At 59.3% G+C, this 18629-nt stretch carries 14 protein-coding genes and 2 pseudogenes; 10 read left to right on the forward strand and 6 right to left on the reverse strand.

Going from position 1 to position 18629, the window contains the following annotated elements:
- The first annotated feature begins 218 nt into the window (after nt 1-218).
- Nucleotides 219-2396: a malate synthase G gene (locus tag AFK24_RS01360; protein WP_065831533.1), complete on the forward strand. Its 2178-nt coding sequence runs from the start codon at nt 219-221 to the stop codon at nt 2394-2396.
- A gap of 149 nt (nt 2397-2545) precedes the next feature.
- Here AFK24_RS01360 and AFK24_RS01365 read toward each other — a convergent pair whose 3' ends face one another.
- A complete protein-coding gene (locus tag AFK24_RS01365; RefSeq protein WP_065831534.1) occupies nt 2546-2992 on the reverse strand; it encodes a response regulator in 447 nt (148 codons plus the stop codon).
- Between the two features lie 241 nt (nt 2993-3233).
- Between AFK24_RS01365 and AFK24_RS01370 the strand changes: the two genes are divergently transcribed.
- Nucleotides 3234-5168, forward strand: a complete 1935-nt coding sequence (locus AFK24_RS01370) for a putative nucleotidyltransferase substrate binding domain-containing protein (protein ID WP_065831663.1) — start codon at nt 3234-3236, stop codon at nt 5166-5168.
- Nucleotides 5165-5878: a 3'-5' exonuclease gene (locus tag AFK24_RS01375; protein WP_065831535.1), complete on the forward strand. Its 714-nt coding sequence runs from the start codon at nt 5165-5167 to the stop codon at nt 5876-5878. The genes AFK24_RS01370 and AFK24_RS01375 overlap by 4 nt, the downstream gene beginning before the upstream one ends.
- Here the strand turns inward: AFK24_RS01375 and AFK24_RS31115 are convergent.
- Together AFK24_RS31115 and gbcA are read right to left on the reverse strand one after the other, a co-directional pair.
- Nucleotides 5875-6030, reverse strand: a complete 156-nt coding sequence (locus tag AFK24_RS31115; protein WP_170826274.1) for a hypothetical protein — start codon at nt 6028-6030, stop codon at nt 5875-5877. The genes AFK24_RS01375 and AFK24_RS31115 overlap by 4 nt on opposite strands.
- Before the next feature lie 815 nt (nt 6031-6845).
- Nucleotides 6846-8144, reverse strand: a complete 1299-nt coding sequence (gene gbcA / locus AFK24_RS01380; RefSeq protein ID WP_065831536.1) for a glycine-betaine demethylase subunit GbcA — start codon at nt 8142-8144, stop codon at nt 6846-6848.
- 330 nt (nt 8145-8474) lie between these two features.
- Between gbcA and gbcB the strand changes: the two genes are divergently transcribed.
- The gene (gene gbcB, locus AFK24_RS01385; protein WP_065831537.1) at nt 8475-9575 is read left to right on the forward strand and encodes a glycine-betaine demethylase subunit GbcB; all 1101 of its coding nucleotides are present in this window, start codon (nt 8475-8477) and stop codon (nt 9573-9575) included.
- Between the two features lie 128 nt (nt 9576-9703).
- Here gbcB and AFK24_RS01390 read toward each other — a convergent pair.
- Nucleotides 9704-10801 (reverse strand): annotated as a pseudogene (locus AFK24_RS01390) (methyl-accepting chemotaxis protein); the annotation flags it as partial.
- Between the two features lie 48 nt (nt 10802-10849).
- A pseudogene (locus tag AFK24_RS31925) lies at nt 10850-11329 on the reverse strand (MCP four helix bundle domain-containing protein); the annotation flags it as partial.
- A 348-nt stretch (nt 11330-11677) separates the two neighbouring features.
- Here AFK24_RS31925 and AFK24_RS01395 point away from each other — a divergent pair.
- Nucleotides 11678-11911, forward strand: coding sequence for a hypothetical protein (locus AFK24_RS01395; RefSeq protein ID WP_065831539.1), 234 nt, complete (start codon nt 11678-11680; stop codon nt 11909-11911).
- Nucleotides 11908-12210 carry a cell division protein ZapA gene (locus AFK24_RS01400; RefSeq protein ID WP_065831540.1) on the forward strand — a complete coding sequence of 101 codons (303 nt, stop codon included), beginning with the start codon at nt 11908-11910 and terminating at the stop codon, nt 12208-12210. The genes AFK24_RS01395 and AFK24_RS01400 overlap by 4 nt, the downstream gene beginning before the upstream one ends.
- 135 nt (nt 12211-12345) lie before the next feature.
- On the opposite strand, the gene AFK24_RS01405 is transcribed toward AFK24_RS01400, so the two are convergent.
- Nucleotides 12346-13386, reverse strand: coding sequence for a low specificity L-threonine aldolase (locus tag AFK24_RS01405; protein ID WP_065831541.1), 1041 nt, complete (start codon nt 13384-13386; stop codon nt 12346-12348).
- A gap of 210 nt (nt 13387-13596) precedes the next feature.
- On the opposite strand from AFK24_RS01405, the gene AFK24_RS01410 reads away from it, so the two are divergent.
- From AFK24_RS01410 to AFK24_RS01425, 4 genes are all read left to right on the forward strand, one after another.
- Nucleotides 13597-14340 (forward strand): TraX family protein, encoded by a 744-nt coding sequence (locus tag AFK24_RS01410; RefSeq protein WP_065831542.1) that lies wholly within the window; start codon nt 13597-13599, stop codon nt 14338-14340.
- A 240-nt stretch (nt 14341-14580) separates the two neighbouring features.
- Nucleotides 14581-15798, forward strand: coding sequence for an alanine transaminase (gene alaC, locus AFK24_RS01415; RefSeq protein WP_065831543.1), 1218 nt, complete (start codon nt 14581-14583; stop codon nt 15796-15798).
- 296 nt (nt 15799-16094) lie between these two features.
- The gene (gene glyA, locus AFK24_RS01420) at nt 16095-17348 is read left to right on the forward strand and encodes a serine hydroxymethyltransferase (RefSeq protein WP_065831544.1); all 1254 of its coding nucleotides are present in this window, start codon (nt 16095-16097) and stop codon (nt 17346-17348) included.
- Between the two features lie 17 nt (nt 17349-17365).
- Entirely contained in the window at nt 17366-18616 is a 1251-nt protein-coding gene (locus tag AFK24_RS01425) for a sarcosine oxidase subunit beta family protein (RefSeq protein ID WP_065831545.1), read from the forward strand.
- The last annotated feature ends 13 nt before the right edge of the window (nt 18617-18629 follow it).

Raw genomic sequence — 18629 nt, forward strand, 5'->3', positions numbered from 1 at the left:
CCAGATTTAACTGGAACAACTACGCGTGATTTTGAGAACATCCTGCTCTTTATCGTGATCGGCCATGTAAATCCAGTCGCTTGGTGACATATTTAGTCTCGTTTTCACCCGTCGGCGCTTCATGTAGTATGCCGCGTCGCGCACTACACAACGTTGATCCCTAATAAAAGAGCGCTCCCCTTCGAGCGCAAAAAGCTGAGCAGAGTGAGGCAAGTGCAATGACTGAACACGTTCAAGTCGGTGGCCTGCAGGTCGCCAAGGTGCTGTTCGACTTCGTGAACAACGAAGCAATTCCCGGAACCGGTCTGAATACTGAAGCGTTCTGGGCCGGTGCAGACAAGCTCATCAACGAGCTGGCACCCAGGAACAAAGCCCTGCTCGCCAAACGTGATGACTTGCAGGCGCAAATCGACGCCTGGCATCAATCCCGTGCCGGACAGGCTCACGACGCCTCGGCCTATAAGAGTTTCCTTCAGGAAATCGGTTATCTGCTGCCAGAAGCCGCAGATTTCCACATCACGACGCAAAACGTCGACGAAGAAATTGCCCACATGGCTGGCCCGCAACTGGTGGTGCCGGTGATGAATGCCCGCTTCGCCCTCAACGCTTCGAATGCCCGTTGGGGTTCGCTGTATGACGCGCTCTATGGCACCGACGCGATCAGCGAAGCCGATGGCGCCGAGAAAGGCAAAGGCTACAACAAGGTTCGCGGCGACAAGGTCATCGCCTTTGCTCGGGCCTTTCTTGATGAAGCCGCGCCATTGGCTGCCGGCTCTCACGTGGATTCCACCGGTTACAAATTGATCGACGGCAAACTGGTGATCAGCCTCAAGGGCGGCAGCAATACCGGCCTCAAGGACGACGCGCAGCTGATCGGCTTTCAGGGCGACGCCGCCGCACCGTTCGCCGTGCTGCTCAAGCACAACGGCCTGCACTTCGAAATCCAGATCGACGCAACCAGCCCGGTGGGTCAGACCGATCCTGCGGGCGTTAAAGACGTGCTGATGGAAGCCGCGCTGACCACCATCATGGACTGCGAAGATTCCATCGCCGCCGTCGATGCCGACGATAAAGTCGTGGTCTATCGCAACTGGCTGGGCCTGATGAAGGGCGATCTGGCCGAACAAGTTGCCAAGGGCGGCGAAACCTTTACCCGCACCATGAACGCCGACCGCGTCTACACCGCGCCCGACGGCGGTGACGTCACGCTGCACGGCCGCTCGCTGCTGTTCGTGCGCAACGTGGGTCACCTGATGACCATCGACGCGATTCTCGATCAGCAAGGCCAGGAAATCCCCGAGGGCATTCTTGATGGCTTGTTGACCAGCCTGGCGGCGATCCACAGCCTCAACGGCAACAATACTCGCCGCAACAGCCGCAGCGGTTCGGTGTACATCGTCAAACCGAAGATGCACGGCCCGGAAGAAGCGGCCTTCACCAACGAACTGTTTGGCCGCATAGAAGACGTTCTCAACCTGCCGCGTAATACGCTGAAGGTCGGGATCATGGACGAAGAGCGCCGCACCACGGTCAATCTCAAGGCCTGCATCAAGGCCGCGAGCGAGCGTGTCGTGTTCATCAACACCGGTTTCCTCGACCGCACGGGCGATGAGATTCACACATCCATGGAAGCCGGTCCGGTCGTGCGCAAGGCACAGATGAAGGCTGAGAAGTGGATCGGCGCCTACGAGAACTGGAACGTCGATATCGGCCTGAGCTGCGGCCTGCAACGTCGGGCACAGATCGGCAAGGGCATGTGGGCCATGCCGGACCTGATGGCAGCGATGCTCGAACAGAAAATCGCTCACCCGCTGGCAGGGGCCAACACGGCCTGGGTTCCGTCGCCAACCGCAGCCGCGCTGCATGCGTTGCACTATCACAAGGTTGACGTGTTCGCGCGTCAGGCCGAACTGGCCCAGCGCACCCGCGCATCGGTGGACGACATCCTGACCATCCCGCTGGCAGCCAATGCCAACTGGACGCCGGAAGAGATCCAGAACGAACTGGACAACAACGCCCAGGGCATCCTCGGTTACGTGGTGCGTTGGATCGACCAAGGCGTGGGTTGCTCGAAGGTGCCGGACATCAACGACATCGGTCTGATGGAGGACCGTGCGACGCTGCGTATTTCAAGTCAGCACATGGCCAACTGGCTGCGTCACGGCGTGGTCGATCAGACTCAGGTGATGGACAGCCTCAAGCGCATGGCGCCGGTGGTTGACCGACAGAACGCCAATGATCCGCTGTATCGCCCTTTGGCTCCGAACTTCGATAGCAATATCGCGTTCCAGGCCGCGGTGGAGCTGGTCATCGAAGGCAGCAAACAGCCGAACGGCTACACCGAGCCGGTCTTGCACCGTCGGCGTCGGGAGTTCAAGGCTAAAAACGGGTTGTAAGCGGAAGCGGCAATCCGGTCCCTTGGGTTGTATAGGGTTCGGTAGGACCGGACTTGTCCGGGAAGGCGTCGGGGCTGCGGAGGAAGATCTTCAGCGTTCACACCGGCCTCTTCGGGGACAAGTCCCCTCCTACCGGGTTGTATACCCCCTCACACCAACCCCAACTCCCGCTTGACCAGCTTCAGCAACTGCTTGGTGTTGATGGGCTTGAGCAGGAAATCCACCACGCTCAAATGCATCGCATCGATGGCATCGCGCACGTTGGCGTCACCGGAAATGATGATGATCGGCAACGAAGCGCGTTCGGATTCACGCACCTTGCGGATCAGGTCCAGGCCGTTGCATGGGGCCATGCGCAGGTCGGTGATCAGCAGGCCGATGGATTCCCGCGTTTCGATCAAATGCATGGCGCTGTTGCCGCCTGCGGCGGTCATACAGCTGATGTCATTGAGGCTGAGAATCTCGGCCAACAACTCCCGGGCATCGCGATCGTCGTCGACGATCAACACCCGCTGCGGCGAATCGGGCAATGCGGTGAGCATCACTTCGTTTAGCGCTTCGCGCTCTTCATCGCTCAAAATATCGTAATCGAACATCTGCGCCTGATTCCCTTGCCTGATACTGGCAGCCAACCGGACACTTGGCCGGTCACGTCTGCGTGCTGTGGTCGGCGTCCTGCCGGCGATTGTTTGCTGTCCCAAGCCTTCGCGTTACTGCTTTTTACACCATGCCGCTGGTCGCTAGAAATCTTTTCGTCGGTGTAAGACTTACGTCCAATGGGCACTGTCCGACAAGCGGACGACCATGACCATCAATAAAAAGAACGCGGTACAGGTCATGAGCAAAGCGGATGCATTCGCCCAGGCGGGCAAAACAGCGGTGTTGCAGAACATCCACGGCACGATGCAGTTCCTGCAAAAATTCCCGCCATTCAACCAGATGGAGAGCGCTCATCTCGCGTATCTGGTCGAACAATGCCAGCTGCGTTTCTACGCGGTGGACGAAAGCATCATCAAGCCTGCTGATGGACCAGTAGAGCACTTCTACATCGTCAAGCAAGGGCGTGTCGTCGGCGAACGGCCGCACACCGCCAAGAGCGGAACCGAAACCACCTTCGAAATCACTACCGGCGAATGCTTCCCGCTGGCGGCGCTGCTGGGCGAACGCGCTACGCGCACCGAGCATCTGGCGGCCGAAGACACCTTCTGCCTGCAACTGAACAAACAGGCGTTCATCAAGCTGTTCGCGCTGTCGACCACCTTCCGCGACTTTGCCCTGCGTGGCGTCAGCAGCCTGCTCGACCAGGTGAACCAGCAAGTCCAGCAGCGTGCTGCGGAAACCCTGGGCACCCAGTATTCACTGAACACCCGTCTTGGCGAGCTCGCCATGCGGCATCCGGTCATGTGCAGCCCGCAAACGCCGTTGCGTGAAGCCGTGAAGCTCATGCACGAACAGCAAGTCGGCAGCATCGTGATCGTCGATGCGCAGCAAGCGCCGCTGGGGATTTTCACCCTGCGCGACTTGCGCGAGGCGGTGGCCGAGATTGATACCGACTTCAGCCAGCCGATCCAGGCGCATATGACGCAAGCGCCCTTCCACCTCAGCCCGGACGCCAGCGCCTTCGATGCCGCCATCGCCATGACCGGTCGGCACATCGCCCACGTGTGCCTGGTCAAGGATGGGCGGCTGTGCGGCGTGGTGTCCGAGCGGGATCTGTTTTCCCTGCAACGGGTCGATCTGGTGCATCTGGCGCGCACCATTCGCAACGCGCCACGCATCGAAAGCCTGAGCAACCTGCGCGGCGACATCGTGCAGTTGGTGGATCGCATGCTCGCCCACGGCGCGTCCTCGACCCAGATCACCCAGATCATCACCCTGCTCAACGATCACACGGTGTGTCGCGTGATCGAACTGACGCTGGAAGAAAAAGGCGACCCTGGCATTCCATTCAGCTGGCTGTGTTTCGGCAGCGAGGGCCGCCGCGAGCAAACGCTGCACACCGATCAGGACAATGGCATTCTTTTCGAAGCCCGGGACGTTGCCGAAGCGACACAGATCCGGGCGCTGCTGCTGCCGATTGCCGAACGCATCAATCAGAGCCTGGCGCTGTGCGGGTTCACGCTGTGCAAAGGCAATATCATGGCGGGCAACCCGGAGCTGTGCCTGTCACGCGTTGAATGGTCCCGGCGCTTCGCCGCGTTCATCCGCGAAGCGACGCCAGAGAACCTGCTGGCCTCCAGTATTTATTTTGACTTGCGCGTGGTCTGGGGCGACGAGCACGGCTGCGACCAATTGCGCCGCAGCGTGCTGGAACAGGTCGGCGATAATCGCTTGTTCCAGCGCATGATGGCCGAGAACGCCCTGCGTCAGCGCCCGCCAGTGGGGCGCTTCAAGGATTTCGTGCTGCCCCGCAAAGGCAGCGACAAAGACACTCTGGACCTCAAGACCCAAGGTCTGACGCCCTTTGTCGACGGTGCCCGCTTGCTGGCGCTGGCCAATGGCATCGAAGCCAACAACACCCTGGAACGCCTGCGCCAACTGGTGGAGCGCGAGGTGATCGACCGGCTGGACGGCGCCGCGTATGAAGAGGCCTACCACTTCATTCAGCAAACGCGCATGCAACAGCACCAATTGCAGAGCCGCCAGAACCTGCCTTATTCCAACCGAATCGATCCGGACACACTCAATCATCTGGACCGCCGCATCCTGCGCGAATCCCTGCGCCAGGCCCAACGCCTGCAAACCAGCCTGACCCTGCGCTATCAACTATGAATCTGTTTGAATGGCTGCGGCCGCGTCCGCCAAAACCGACCCTGGAGCACCGCGACAAACAGCGTCTGGCGAACCTTGCGCCCCTCGCGGCACTCAGCGAAGACTCGCTGCGCAAGCAACGCTGGGTGGTGTTCGACCTGGAAACCAGCGGCCTGAACATGAACCGCGATCAGGTGCTGTCCATCGGCGCGGTGGTGATCGAAGACGGCGCCATTGACCTGAGCCAACAGTTTGAACGCACCTTGCTGCGCGTCGACCACAAGCTGAGCCCGGCGGTATTGATTCACGGACTCGGGCCCAGCGCCATTGCTGCCGGCAGTGAACCGGTGCAGGCGCTGCTGGATTTCATGGAGTTTGTCGGCAATAGCCCACTGCTGGCGTTTCACGCGCCATTCGATCAGCACATGCTCGGCCGGGCCTTGAAGGAAAGCCTCGATTACCGACTGGAGCAGCGTTTTTTCGACGTCGCGGAAATCGCTCCGATGCTATTCCCGCAGGCGAATCTGCGCCAGGCCGGACTGGATGACTGGACCGCCTTCTTCGGCCTGCAAGCCGAAGAACGCCACAACGCCAGCGCCGACGCCCTGGTGACTGCCGAACTGGCGATGATCCTCTTCAGCCACGCCCGCCGCCAACAGATCGACAGCCCCGCGCAGCTGGATCAGTGCTTGAGCCAGTGGCGTCGGCGGCAGCGAAGTCATTCGTTCTAGCCGTCGTGCCCCGTTGCAGCAAATGCCTCGGTGGCCCAGATACACGCGTCATCGTTCATCGCGAGCAAGCTCGGTTCCTGCAGGTCCAGCGGTCCGTTGGAGCAAACGCCTCGGTGGGCCAGACCTATCGCGTTATCGTTCTTCGCGAGCAAGCTCGGCTCCTACAGGTCCAGCGGTCCGTTGGAGCGAGGCTTGCCCGCGAACCAAGCGCCTCAGTGCACCAGACCCACCGCGTTATCGTTCTTCGCGGGCAAGCCTCGCTCTAACAGGTGGAGTTGTTAACAATCCCTGTTAGCCAGTCTGTGGATAACATGTTCGCTTATCCCCCAACCCCTTCAAATCCGCTACCTCCAGCGCACTGATCGAAATTTGACCAACCTAAACCCTTGAATTACCGAGCATCCTTCTGTGGATAAACATCCGGCACTCATCCACAGTTGCCCACAAAGTCTGTTGGCGCTTCTGTGGACAAGTTGTTCGCTAACCTCTGTACGCCTTTAAATATATGGCCTACAGGCATTTGTACAAAAAACAGTCAATCACCGTCAAATAAGCAACATCCCTGTTTGTCCACCGCTAAATACGGCCTTTTCAGCAGTTTTCCACAGATGAGACGCTAATCCAGCAAAGTTGCCCCCAAACTCTGTTGGCGCTTCTGTGGATAAGGTGTTTGCGGTCCTCTGCAGGCCTTTAGATTCGTGGCCTTTCAAGTATTGATCAAATAATAGGCAATACCTGCCCAGAAGTGACAATCTGGATAAGTCACGGTTTTTTATTGGGTTTTTTGGCGCTTCAGGCGGGTTTCCCACAAGGGCTGTGGGCTGTTCTGTGGATAAGTTGTTGGTATCTTCATATAACGTGTGGGAGCGAGCTTGCTCGCGAAAAAACATTGCGTCGGCACATTAATTTGAGCCTCAACGCCGCCTTCGCAAGCAAGCTTGCTCCCACTGGGCCTATCAGATTTACCTTACTCGTGATTAACCGCCACACCCTTCAGATACGGCGCCGGTTCAGCGCCGAGGTTTTCCAGCATGCGGGCGCTGTACCAGTCGATGAAGTTGACCACGCCGAACTCGTAGGTCTTGGAGTACGGGCCTGGCTGGTACGCGGTGGAGTTGATGCCGCGCTGGTTTTCTTCGGCCAGACGACGGTCCTGGTCGTTGGTGGCGTCCCAGACTTGCCGCAGACGCGCGACGTCGTAGTCAACGCCTTCCACGGCGTCCTTGTGCACCAGCCACTTGGTGGTGACCATGGTTTCCTGAGCGCTGATCGGCCACACGGTAAACACGATGACGTGGTCGCCCATGCAGTGGTTCCAGGCGTGCGGCAGGTGCAGGATGCGCATCGAACCCAGATCCGGGTTCTTGATCCGGCCCATGAGTTTCTTGCTGCCTTGCTTGCCATCCATGGTCATGGACACGGTGCCTTTGAGCAGAGGCATGCGCACGATACGGTTACGCAGGCCGAAGCTGGCATGAGCATAAGGAATCTGTTCGGCATCCCAGGCAGCGGCCGACTCGGCGACGTGGTCCTTGAACGACTGCGTGGCGCGCGGATCGGTGACGTCATCCCATTCCAGCAGCGTGTTCAGCAATTCCGGGTGCGACGCGTTGCAGTGGTAGCACTCGCGGTTGTTTTCCAGCACCAGCTTCCAGTTGGCCTTTTCCATCAAAGTGGTTTGCACCGCCACCTTGGTGTTTTCCATGTCGTAGGGTTCCATATAGTGCTTGAGCGTCTGCAGGAACTCGTCGATGGCCGGTGGATTTGCTGCCAGGCTGATGAAGATGTAGCCGCCTGCGGTCTTGACATTGATCGGCTTGAGACCGAAGTTTTTCATGTCGAAATCGTCGCCCATCTCGCTGCCGGCGTACAACAGACGGCCGTCCAGTTCGTAGGTCCACTGGTGATACGGGCACACCAGCTTGGCGACCTTGCCTTTCTCGCCGGTACACAGCCGCGAGCCGCGATGGCGGCAGACGTTGTGGAACGCATTCACCACACCATCGGGGCCGCGCACGATCAGCACCGGGTTCTTGCCGATCTGCAGCGTCAGGTAGTTGCCCTTGGCCGGGATCTCGCAGGTCATGCCTGCAATCAGCCATTCCTTGTGAAAGATTTCCTGCATGTCGATTTCATGCAGCCGCTCATCACTGTAGAAAGGCTGCGGCAGCGAATACGTGCGCTCGCGATTCTGCAGCATCTCGGCGGTGGCCTTACGTGCGGGTTCCAGCGGATCGCCCAAGCTCAAGGTTGCGGTGACGTCCATCGTTGAAGTCCTCATGACCGTGTCTTCTAACGGTCGGCGAATGTGGCTGATACGGTTCTTTGCAACGGTTTGCACGCAAGGCGACGATTGTTTTATCGCTCATGCTCAAGAATAGTTTTTTCGGTAACTATTGAGTGGCGAGTGTGGAGTTCGGCGCAGACTCGGCCTTATCCATGGGCGACATGGCCGAATCCGTTCCCGACGCGCGAACCCCGGTAGCGTGGGGCTGGTCGCGATAAGTACGCCGATGTCGCTGATAGGTAAGTGGGCTGTCTGCGCCTTACGCAGAATTCGCATCATGAGGCCGACAGTCGGCCGTGGAGATTCAGCATGTCCCAAAGCTTCCTCAGCCCGGTAAATACCCAGACATGGGCCAACGGCCGTCACCTGGTTCGCGTCGTCAAAGTGATTCAGGAAACCTGGGACGTGCGCACTTTCTGCTTCATGGCCGACCAGCCGATCCTGTTCTTCTTCAAGCCCGGCCAGTTCGTGACCCTGGAGCTGGAAATCGACGGCGTGCCGGTGATGCGTTCGTACACCATTTCCAGTTCGCCCTCGGTGCCTTACAGCTTCTCGATCACCATCAAGCGCGTGCCCGGCGGCAAGGTTTCCAACTGGTTGCACGACACGCTGCATGAAGGCCAGGAACTGGCCGTTCACGGGCCGGTGGGCCTGTTCAACGCCATCGACTTCCCGAACCCGAAGATTCTCTACCTCAGCGGCGGCGTCGGCATCACGCCGGTGATGTCTATGGCGCGCTGGTTCTACGACACCAACGCCAACGTCGACATGGTGTTCGTGCACAGCGCGCGCTCGCCAAAGGACATCATTTATCACCGCGAGCTGGAACACATGGCGTCGCGGATCGACAACTTCAGCCTGCACCTGGTCTGCGAAAAACATGGCCTGGGTGAACCCTGGGCCGGTTATCGCGGCTATCTGAACCAGAAGATGCTGGAGCTGATGGCGCCGGACTTCCTCGAACGCGAAGTGTTCTGCTGCGGACCGACGCCGTACATGAACGCAGTCAAGCGTCTGCTGGAGAGCAACGGCTTCAACATGGCGCAGTACCACGAGGAATCCTTCGGCCAGACGCCGCCGGAAGCCCGCGCCGACGCCGTGGAACAAGCGGAAATCGCCGCCGACGCCCCAGAAGTCGATGCCTCGGAACTGCATCAGGTGGAATTCACCGACACCGGCAAGAGCATCCGCGTGGCACCGGGCGAAACCGTCCACGCCGCAGCCGCCAAGCTCGGTCTGATGATCCCCAAAGCCTGCGGCATGGGCATCTGCGGCACCTGTAAGGTGATGAAGCTGAGCGGCGAAGTGGAAATGGAACACAACGGCGGCATCACCGACGAGGATGTCGAAGAAGGCTACATCCTGTCCTGCTGCAGCGTGCCCAAGGGTGATGTGCGGATCGAGTATTGATCGCCTGAGGCGATTAATACCGTAGGACCGGCTTTAGCCGGGAGGGCAGCGGCTCCAACAACGCACATGCGGCGTATGGAATGGTCATCTCCCGGCTAAAGCCGGTCCTACGGGATTGCGGTGTATCCCTACAAACTAAACCGCGCAACCATGCTGTTCAGATCAATCGCCAGGCGCGTCAGCTCGCCGCTGGCCGCGCTGGTCTGGTTGGCGCCGTCTGAGGACTGGGCCGACAGGTCGCGGATGTTGACCAGGTTGCGATCCACTTCCCGTGCAACCTGTGCCTGTTCTTCCGCTGCGCTGGCGATGACCAGATTGCGTTCGTTGATTTCGACGATGGCGGTGTTAATGGTGTCCAGCGCCAGGCCTGCGCCTTTGGCGATGTTCAAGGTCGACTCGGCGCGTTCGGTGCTGTTGCGCATCGAGTTGACCGCTTGTTCGGTGCCGCCCTGAATGCTGCCGATCATCCGTTCGATTTCGCTGGTGGACTGCTGTGTGCGATGGGCAAGCGCCCGCACTTCATCGGCAACCACCGCAAACCCACGCCCGGCTTCACCGGCCCTTGCGGCCTCGATCGCCGCGTTAAGCGCGAGCAAGTTGGTCTGATCCGCAAGACCGCGAATCACGTCCAGCACCTTGCCGATATCCCGGGATTCGTTGGCCAGGTTGCCGATCAAATCCGCAGTGCTCTGCACGTCGCCGCTCATGCGCTCGATGGCGCTGACCGTTTCCATAACCAGATCACGACCATCGCCCGCTGAAGTGGTCGCGCTTTTCGATGCATCAGAGGTGCTGATTGCATTGCGCGCAACTTCTTCCACGGCGCTGGTCATTTCATTGACCGCAGTGGCCGCCTGCTCGATTTCGTTGTTCTGTTGCGTCAGGCCGCGCGCGCTTTCATCGGTGACGGCGTTGAGTTCTTCAGCCGCAGACGCCAGCTGCGTCGCGGAGCCGGAAATATGCATCAATGTGTCGCGCAATTTTTCCTGCATTTTCTGCATCGCCGCCAACAAGCGACCGGCTTCGTCCGTACCGTCGACTTTGATCGGGCGAGTCAGATTGCCTTCAGCGATAGTTTCCGCAGCTTCAAGCGCAGCAGCGATTGGCTGAGTAATGCTCTTGGTCAGCAGCCAGGCGAACAGGATGGTCAGAATCGTGGCGACGATCAGCAGAGCGACGACCAGATTGAATGCCGAGGAGTATTCGTCGGCGGCAGCCTTGTTGGTGACACTCAATTGTTTGCTGTTGAGGTCGGACAGTTTGCCCAGGACCACATTCATCTTGTCCGAGTTGGCGGCGGATTCGCCATTGAGCAGCCTGGCCATCTCCTCGACATTGCCCGCACGGCTAAAGCCAATGATGCGTGCTTCAATCTGGCGGGACTCGCCCAGCAGCTGAACAAACTCGGTGTAGGCTGCCCGCTCTTCAGGGGACGAGATCAATTTTTCATAGACCACCTGGGCATCGCTAATCTGCTTGTTGCGCGTGGCAAACAGGTCGATGGTCTTTTCCTGAACATCCGCCTCGCGATTGGTGAGCAGACGATAGGACAGAACCCGCATGCGGATACCCGTCACAGTGAGTCCGTTCAGGCTCTGGATGCTAGGGACGCTGTCTTGCGCGACCTGATCCCCAGCGTCACGAATCTTGCTCATTTGCGTCAGCGCGAAGATACCGAGGATCAACATCAGCGCACCGATAAAGGCGAACCCGAGGAATGCCCGTGAGGCTATGTTCATGTTACGTAAGGACATAATGTTTCCAGAAGTGGCGGCGCATTCCTTGCGAGCGAAAGAACAAATTTAGCGGATTGCCATGCCTATCGGTCGCGGCGCCAAAGACTTGAGGCGCCCGGATAAAAGGAGCTGCGGCGTAAGGTCACAACCACGCTGGAGGAATGGCAAAAGGTGCCGGTCTGACGAGTAGCCGGAACCAGATCGCCAAACGACAGTCAACAAGGGTCCTTATGCGTTTACCTCGTTGAGGAGGCTCGCGCGCTGAAGTACCGGTATTTAAAGGGCCGACTGTCCTGATAAAGCCTGGCATGCGCAGTGACTTTTCTTTATCGTGTGCGCCCGTTGAAATTAGCTAGAGAATTCAAAATGTTGGAAGCATCCCTGAGCCAATTGGAACAACTTGTAGGAGACCTGGTGCAACAGAACCAGCAACTGCAAAACACGAACGCGCAGCTCAGCGCCGAACTGGCTCAAGCCAAGGATGACAACGACAGTCTGCAACTGAGCCTGATGGAGCAGGAAGAAAAGCAAGGCGCCACTGCCGCTCGTATTCAGGCGTTGGTTGACCGCGCGACCAGCGCCAGCGCCGTCAGCGCATGAGTACTCAAGGAAACGGGGTGACGGTCGTTTCGATTATGGGTAACGACTACTCGATCAAGGCACCGGCCGGGGAAGAACAAACCCTGTTGCAGGCAACGGCCATGCTCAAGGCTTCATTGATCGACACCAAGCGTAAATACCCAAGCCTGATCGGCGACCGCCTGCTGGTCCTGGCCGCGCTGAACCTGTGCTCGCAGCAGGTCGAACTGAAAAAGCAGCACCAGGTCGAGCTCGACCGCTGCCAACAGCAGATCGACGCGACGGTGGAAGTGATTTCCAAGACCATCGCGCAGAGCTGATTGACTGCCTGTTGGAGCGAGGCTTGCCCGCGAAGAACGATATTGCGGTATGCCTGCCACACCGCGGTGATCTGATTCGCGGGCAAGCCTCGCTCCAACGGATTGCATTCCAATTCAGTCGGCTATAGCGACTGTTTACGCCCCCATCACCAACCGAATATCCGCCGCCAGTTCGCGCACGCGGTCTTCTTCGGTGTCCCACGAACACATGAAACGTGCGCCGCCGCTGCCAATGAAGGTATAGAAACGCCAGCCCTTGGCGGTCAGTGCCGCGATGGCCGGTTCCGACAATTGCAGGAACACGCCGTTGGCCTGCACCGGGAACATCAGCTCCACGCCGGGAATATCCTTGACCAGTTCAGCCAGCAACTGCGCGCAGTGGTTGGCGTGCCGTGCGTGCTTGAGCCAGGCGTCGTTTTCCAGCAAGCCGACCCAGGGCGCAGACAGGAAGCGCATTTTCGACGCCAGTTGCCCGGCCTGTTTGCAGCGATAGTCGAAATCTTCGGCCAGGTCATGGTTGAAGAACAGAATCGCCTCGCCCACCGCCATGCCGTTCTTGGTGCCGCCAAAGCACAACACGTCGATCCCGGATTTCCAGGTCAGCTCGGCTGGCGAACAATCGAGGAAAGCGCAGGCATTGGAAAAGCGCGCACCGTCCATGTGCAGGTTCAGGTTCAGCTCTTTGCAGGTGGCGCTGATCGCCTTGAGTTCTTCAGGCTGATAGACGCTGCCGACTTCCGTGGCCTGGGTCAGCGTCACGACACGCGGTTTGGGGTAATGAATGTCCTGGCGCTTGAGGGCGACTTCGCGGATCGATTCCGGGGTCAACTTGCCGTTTTCGGTGCGCGCGGTCAGCAGCTTGGAGCCGTTGGAGAAAAACTCCGGCGCGCCACATTCGTCGGTCTCGACGTGAGCAGTTTCCGAACAGATAACGCTGTGATAGCTCTGGCACAACGATGATAGCGCCAGGGAATTGGCTGCCGTACCGTTGAAGGCGAAAAACACTTCACAGTCGGTTTCGAACAATTTGCGGAAATCATCCGAAGCGCGGGCGGTCCATTGGTCATCGCCGTATGCGCGTTGGTGGCCGTGGTTGGCCAGTTCCATGGCAGCCCATGCCTCGGGGCAGATGCCCGAATAGTTGTCACTGGCAAACTGCTGGCTTTTATCGGTCATGGCCGGTTCCTTGTCATTGATTATGGTGCGCACTGTAGCGAAGATCGCAGCCTTTGGTCATGTGTTGTCGTGTTGCAAAGTAACCTCGTTGGAGCGAGGCTTGCCCGCGAACCAGTCGCTGCGGTGGCGCAGGAATACCGCGTCAACGTTCTTCGCGGGCAAGCCTCGCTCCAACAGGCCCGGATGAAACGTTAACCAACCTGGAGCGCTATGGATCTGTCGAACCCGCCTTACCTGCCCGGACGCGACAAGGCGCTGGACCTGCTCAAGTGGCTGGCGATGTTGAGCATGGTGCTCGATCACCTGCGCTACGTCGGCTGGTCGGTGAATGTTCTGTACGTGCCGGGGCGCTTCGCCTTTCCGTGGTTTTGCCTGGCGATTGCCGTCAATCTGGGGCGCAAGACCGCGCTGTTCCCCGATCCAAAAGTGCAGTGGCGCTATCTGGCCTGGCTGCTGCTGTTCGCCGGACTTTCCGAAATTCCTTATCGGCTGTTCATGCACGATGCCGACACGCTGAACGTGCTGCCGACCTTGCTGCTCGGCTTGCTGATTGCTCAAGGCTGGCGCCATCCGCTGCCGATCACCCGGGTGCTGGCGATTGCCGCGCTGCTGGTCGCGGCCGTTTTGCAGCAGCAACTGATGTTCGGCTTTTTCGGCGTGCTGCTGCCGGTGAGTTTTCTACTGGCGCTGCGCCGCCCGCTGTGGTTCGCGGCGCTGCCCGGCGCGGTCTGCCTGGCGGGCAATGCCTGGCCGCAGATGTTCGCGGGCGCGGCGTGGGGCGATCCGATTTCCATTGGGTCGATGATCGCCTGCCTGATCGCGCCGTTATTGGGTTTGGCGTTGCTGCGTCGGCGATTACCTTTTCCGGTCAAACCCATGCGTCGCTGGGCCTATGCGATTTATCCGCTGCATTTTCTGTTGTTGTTGGGGTTAAGGCAGTTGCTACTCCTGTAGGACCGGCTTCAGCCGGGAGGGCATCATCTGCATCCGCGCACAACTTGACGGCGAATGCGGCTCGCGGCTGAAGCCGCTCCTACGGCGGTGTCCGGCGAAAATCCGTCGGATTTGGCTCCTGCTGCCGGATATAAATTTTGTAGACAAAACGCCATCAGCGCCTTTATCTTCCGCACAGGCCACCGCATGTGGCCAACGTCGCTCGGACGGTTCCGGGCGCTTACGTCTTCAGAGGCCTCCATGGCAGACTTACCTTCGCCGCGCCGTTTTGCGCGCATCGATCGACTCCCCCCGTACGTATTCAACATCACCGCCGAGCTGAAAATGGCCGCTCGCCGCCGTGGTGAAGACATCATCGACTTGAGCATGGGCAACCCCGACGGGCCGACCCCACCGCATATCGTCGAAAAACTGGTCACCGTTGCCCAACGTGAAGACACTCACGGCTACTCGACTTCGCGTGGCATTCCGCGTCTGCGTCGGGCGATTTCCAACTGGTACAAAAAACGCTACGACGTCGATATCGACCCGGAAGACGAAGCCATCGTCACCATCGGCTCGAAAGAGGGCCTGGCGCATTTGATGCTGGCGACCCTGGATCAAGGCGACACGGTGCTGGTGCCGAATCCAAGCTATCCGATTCATATCTACGGCGCGGTCATTGCCGGTGCTCAGGTCCGTTCGGTGCCGCTGATTCCAGGTGTGGACTTCTTTGCCGAGCTGGAAAAAGCCATCCGCGGCTCGATCCCCAAGCCGAAAATGATGATCCTCGGCTTTCCGTCCAACCCTACCGCGCAGTGCGTCGAGCTGGATTTCTTCGAGCGCGTCGTGGCGCTGGCCAAGCAATACGACGTGCTGGTGGTTCACGATCTGGCCTACGCCGACATCGTCTACGACGGCTGGAAAGCCCCGTCGATCATGCAGGTGCCCGGCGCCAAGGACATCGCGGTGGAGTTTTTCACCCTGTCCAAGAGCTACAACATGGCGGGCTGGCGCATCGGTTTCATGGTCGGCAACGCGGAACTGGTCAACGCCCTGGCGCGGATCAAGAGTTATCACGACTACGGCACCTTCACCCCGCTGCAAGTGGCGGCCATTGCGGCGCTTGAAGGCGACCAGCAATGCGTGCTGGACATCGCCGAGCAATACCGTCAACGCCGCAACGTGCTGGTCAAAGGCCTGCATGAATTAGGCTGGATGGTGGAGAACCCGAAAGCCTCGATGTACGTGTGGGCCAAGATTCCTCCGGCTTACGCGCACCTTGGTTCACTGGAATTCGCCAAGAAGCTGCTGGCCGAGGCGAAGGTCTGCGTGTCGCCGGGTGTCGGTTTTGGTGAATACGGCGACGATCACGTGCGCTTCGCCCTGATCGAAAACCAGGACCGCATCCGCCAGGCCGTACGCGGTATTCGCGGGATGTTCCGGGTCGATGGGCAGTTGCCGGGTAAATCTGTCTGATTGCGACATGATGTGACCAAAATCCTCCGATTATCACGGGGGATTTTTTTTGCCTGAGCGAATGCGATTTCCGTAGGAGCGGCTTTAGCCGCGAGGGCGCGCTCCCGGCTGAAGCCGGTCCTACAAGCTCTATTTATCCCTCCCCGCCAACCCATGTCGTAAACGCACCTTTGCGTGGCGTCCGTAGGCATTTGGCGTCTTTGGTCCGGCCCTACCATCGCATCAAAGGGCACTGTCTTCAGACTGCGGCCCTACCCTCATAAGTCAGGCGCCACGCCGCCGCTGGGAGAACCGCGATGTTCAGCAAGAATGACCAAATCCAAGGCTATGACGATGCACTGTTGGCGGCGATCAATGCCGAGGAGCAACGTCAGGAAGATCACATCGAACTGATCGCGTCGGAGAACTACACCAGCCAGCGAGTGATGGAAGCCCAGGGCAGCGGTCTGACCAACAAATACGCCGAAGGTTATCCGGGCAAGCGCTACTACGGTGGCTGCGAGCACGTCGATAAAGTTGAAATGCTCGCCATCGAGCGCGCCAAGCAACTGTTCGGTGCCGATTACGCCAACGTCCAGCCGCATTCCGGCAGTTCGGCCAACGCTGCTGTTTATCTGGCGCTGCTGCAAGCTGGCGACACCGTGCTGGGCATGAGCCTCGCTCACGGTGGTCATTTGACCCACGGCGCGAAAGTCAGCTTTTCCGGCAAGCTCTACAACGCGGTGCAATACGGCATCGACACCACCACCGGCCTGATCGATTACGACGAAGTCGAGCGCATCGCCGTTGAATGCCAGCCAAAAATGATCATCGCCGGTTTCTCGGCCTACTCGAAAACCCTGGATTTCCCACGTTTCCGCGCCATCGCCGACAAAGTGGGCGCTTACCTGTTCGTCGACATGGCCCACGTGGCTGGTCTGGTTGCTGCTGGCCTGTACCCGAATCCGCTGCCGTATGCCGACGTCGTGACCACCACCACACACAAGACCCTGCGCGGTCCACGTGGCGGCTTGATCCTGGCCAAGGCCAACGAAGAGATCGAGAAAAAACTCAATTCCGCTGTTTTCCCAGGCGGCCAGGGCGGCCCGCTGATGCACGTGATCGCCGCCAAGGCCGTGTGCTTCAAGGAAGCCATGGAGCCCGGCTTCAAGGCTTACCAACAGCAAGTCATCGACAACGCTCAGGCGATGGCGCAAGTGTTCATCGACCGTGGCTTTGACGTGGTTTCCGGTGGCACCGACAACCATTTGTTCCTGGTCAGCCTGATTCGTCAGGGCCTGACCGGTAAAGACGCCGACGCGGCGCTGGGTCGTGCGCACATCACCGTGAACAAGAACTCTGTCCCCAACGATCCACAATCACCGTTCGTGACCTCGGGCCTGCGTATCGGCACGCCAGCGGTCACCACGCGCGGCTTCAAAGTGACCCAATGCGTCGAGCTGGCTGGCTGGATCTGCGACATCCTCGACAATCTCGGCGACGCCGATGTCGAGGCCAACGTTGCCAGTCAGGTTGCAGCACTGTGCACCGATTTCCCGGTTTATCGCTGAGTCAGGAGTAGTCACTCATGCAGCATTACTCAGGCTTCGGCCTTCTGAAACACTCCCTCAGCCACCACGAAAACTGGCAGCGCATGTGGCGCACGCCGACCCCGAAAAAAGTCTACGACGTGGTTATCGTCGGCGGCGGCGGGCACGGTCTGGCCACGGCTTATTACCTGGCTAAAGAGCACGGCATCACTAACGTGGCCGTGGTCGAGAAAGGCTGGCTGGGCGGCGGCAACACGGCGCGCAACACCACCATCGTGCGTTCCAACTATCTTTGGGATGAATCCGCGCACCTGTACGAACACGCGATGAAACTGTGGGAAGGCCTGTCCCAGGACCTGAACTACAACGTGATGTTCTCCCAGCGCGGCGTCTACAACCTGTGTCACACCTTGCAGGACATGCGTGATTCCGAGCGTCGGGTCAGCGCCAACCGCCTCAATGGCGTGGACGGCGAATTACTCAACGGCAAACAGGTCGCGGACGAAATCCCGTACCTGGACTGCTCGAAAAACACCCGTTACCCGATCATCGGCGCAACCGTACAGCGGCGCGGCGGCGTGGCCCGTCACGACGCCGTGGCCTGGGGCTTTGCCCGTGCCGCCGATGCCTTGGGCGTGGACTTGATCCAGCAGACCGAAGTGATCGGCTTCCGCAAGGAAAACGGCGTGTGTGTCGGCGTGGAAACCAATAAAGGCTTCATCGGCGCCAAGCGCGTCGGCGTGGTCACCGCCGGTAACTCCGGGCACATGGCGAAACTGGCGGGCTTCCGCCTGCCAATCGAATCCCACCCGCTGCAAGCGCTGGTGTCCGAGCCGATCAAGCCGATTATCGACAGCGTGATCATGTCCAACGCCGTACACGGCTACATCAGCCAGTCCGACAAGGGCGACCTGGTGATCGGCGCCGGTATCGACGGCTACAACGGCTACGGCCAGCGCGGCTCTTATCCGGTGATCGAACACACCGTCCAGGCCATCGTCGAGATGTTCCCGGTACTGTCCCGTGTACGCATGAACCGTCAGTGGGGCGGCATCGTCGACACCACGCCGGACGCTTGCCCGATCATTTCCAAAACACCAGTGCCGAACATGTTCTTCAACTGCGGTTGGGGCACCGGCGGCTTCAAGGCCACGCCGGGCTCGGGCAACGTGTTTGCCGCCAGCCTCGCCAAAGGCGAAATGCACCCGTTGGCAAAACCTTTTTCCATCGACCGTTTCCACAACGGCGCTCTTATTGACGAACACGGCGCAGCCGCGGTCGCCCACTAACAGGAGAGTTTTC

Source organism: Pseudomonas syringae (assembly GCF_001698815.1).
Lineage (GTDB): Bacteria > Pseudomonadota > Gammaproteobacteria > Pseudomonadales > Pseudomonadaceae > Aquipseudomonas > Aquipseudomonas syringae_A.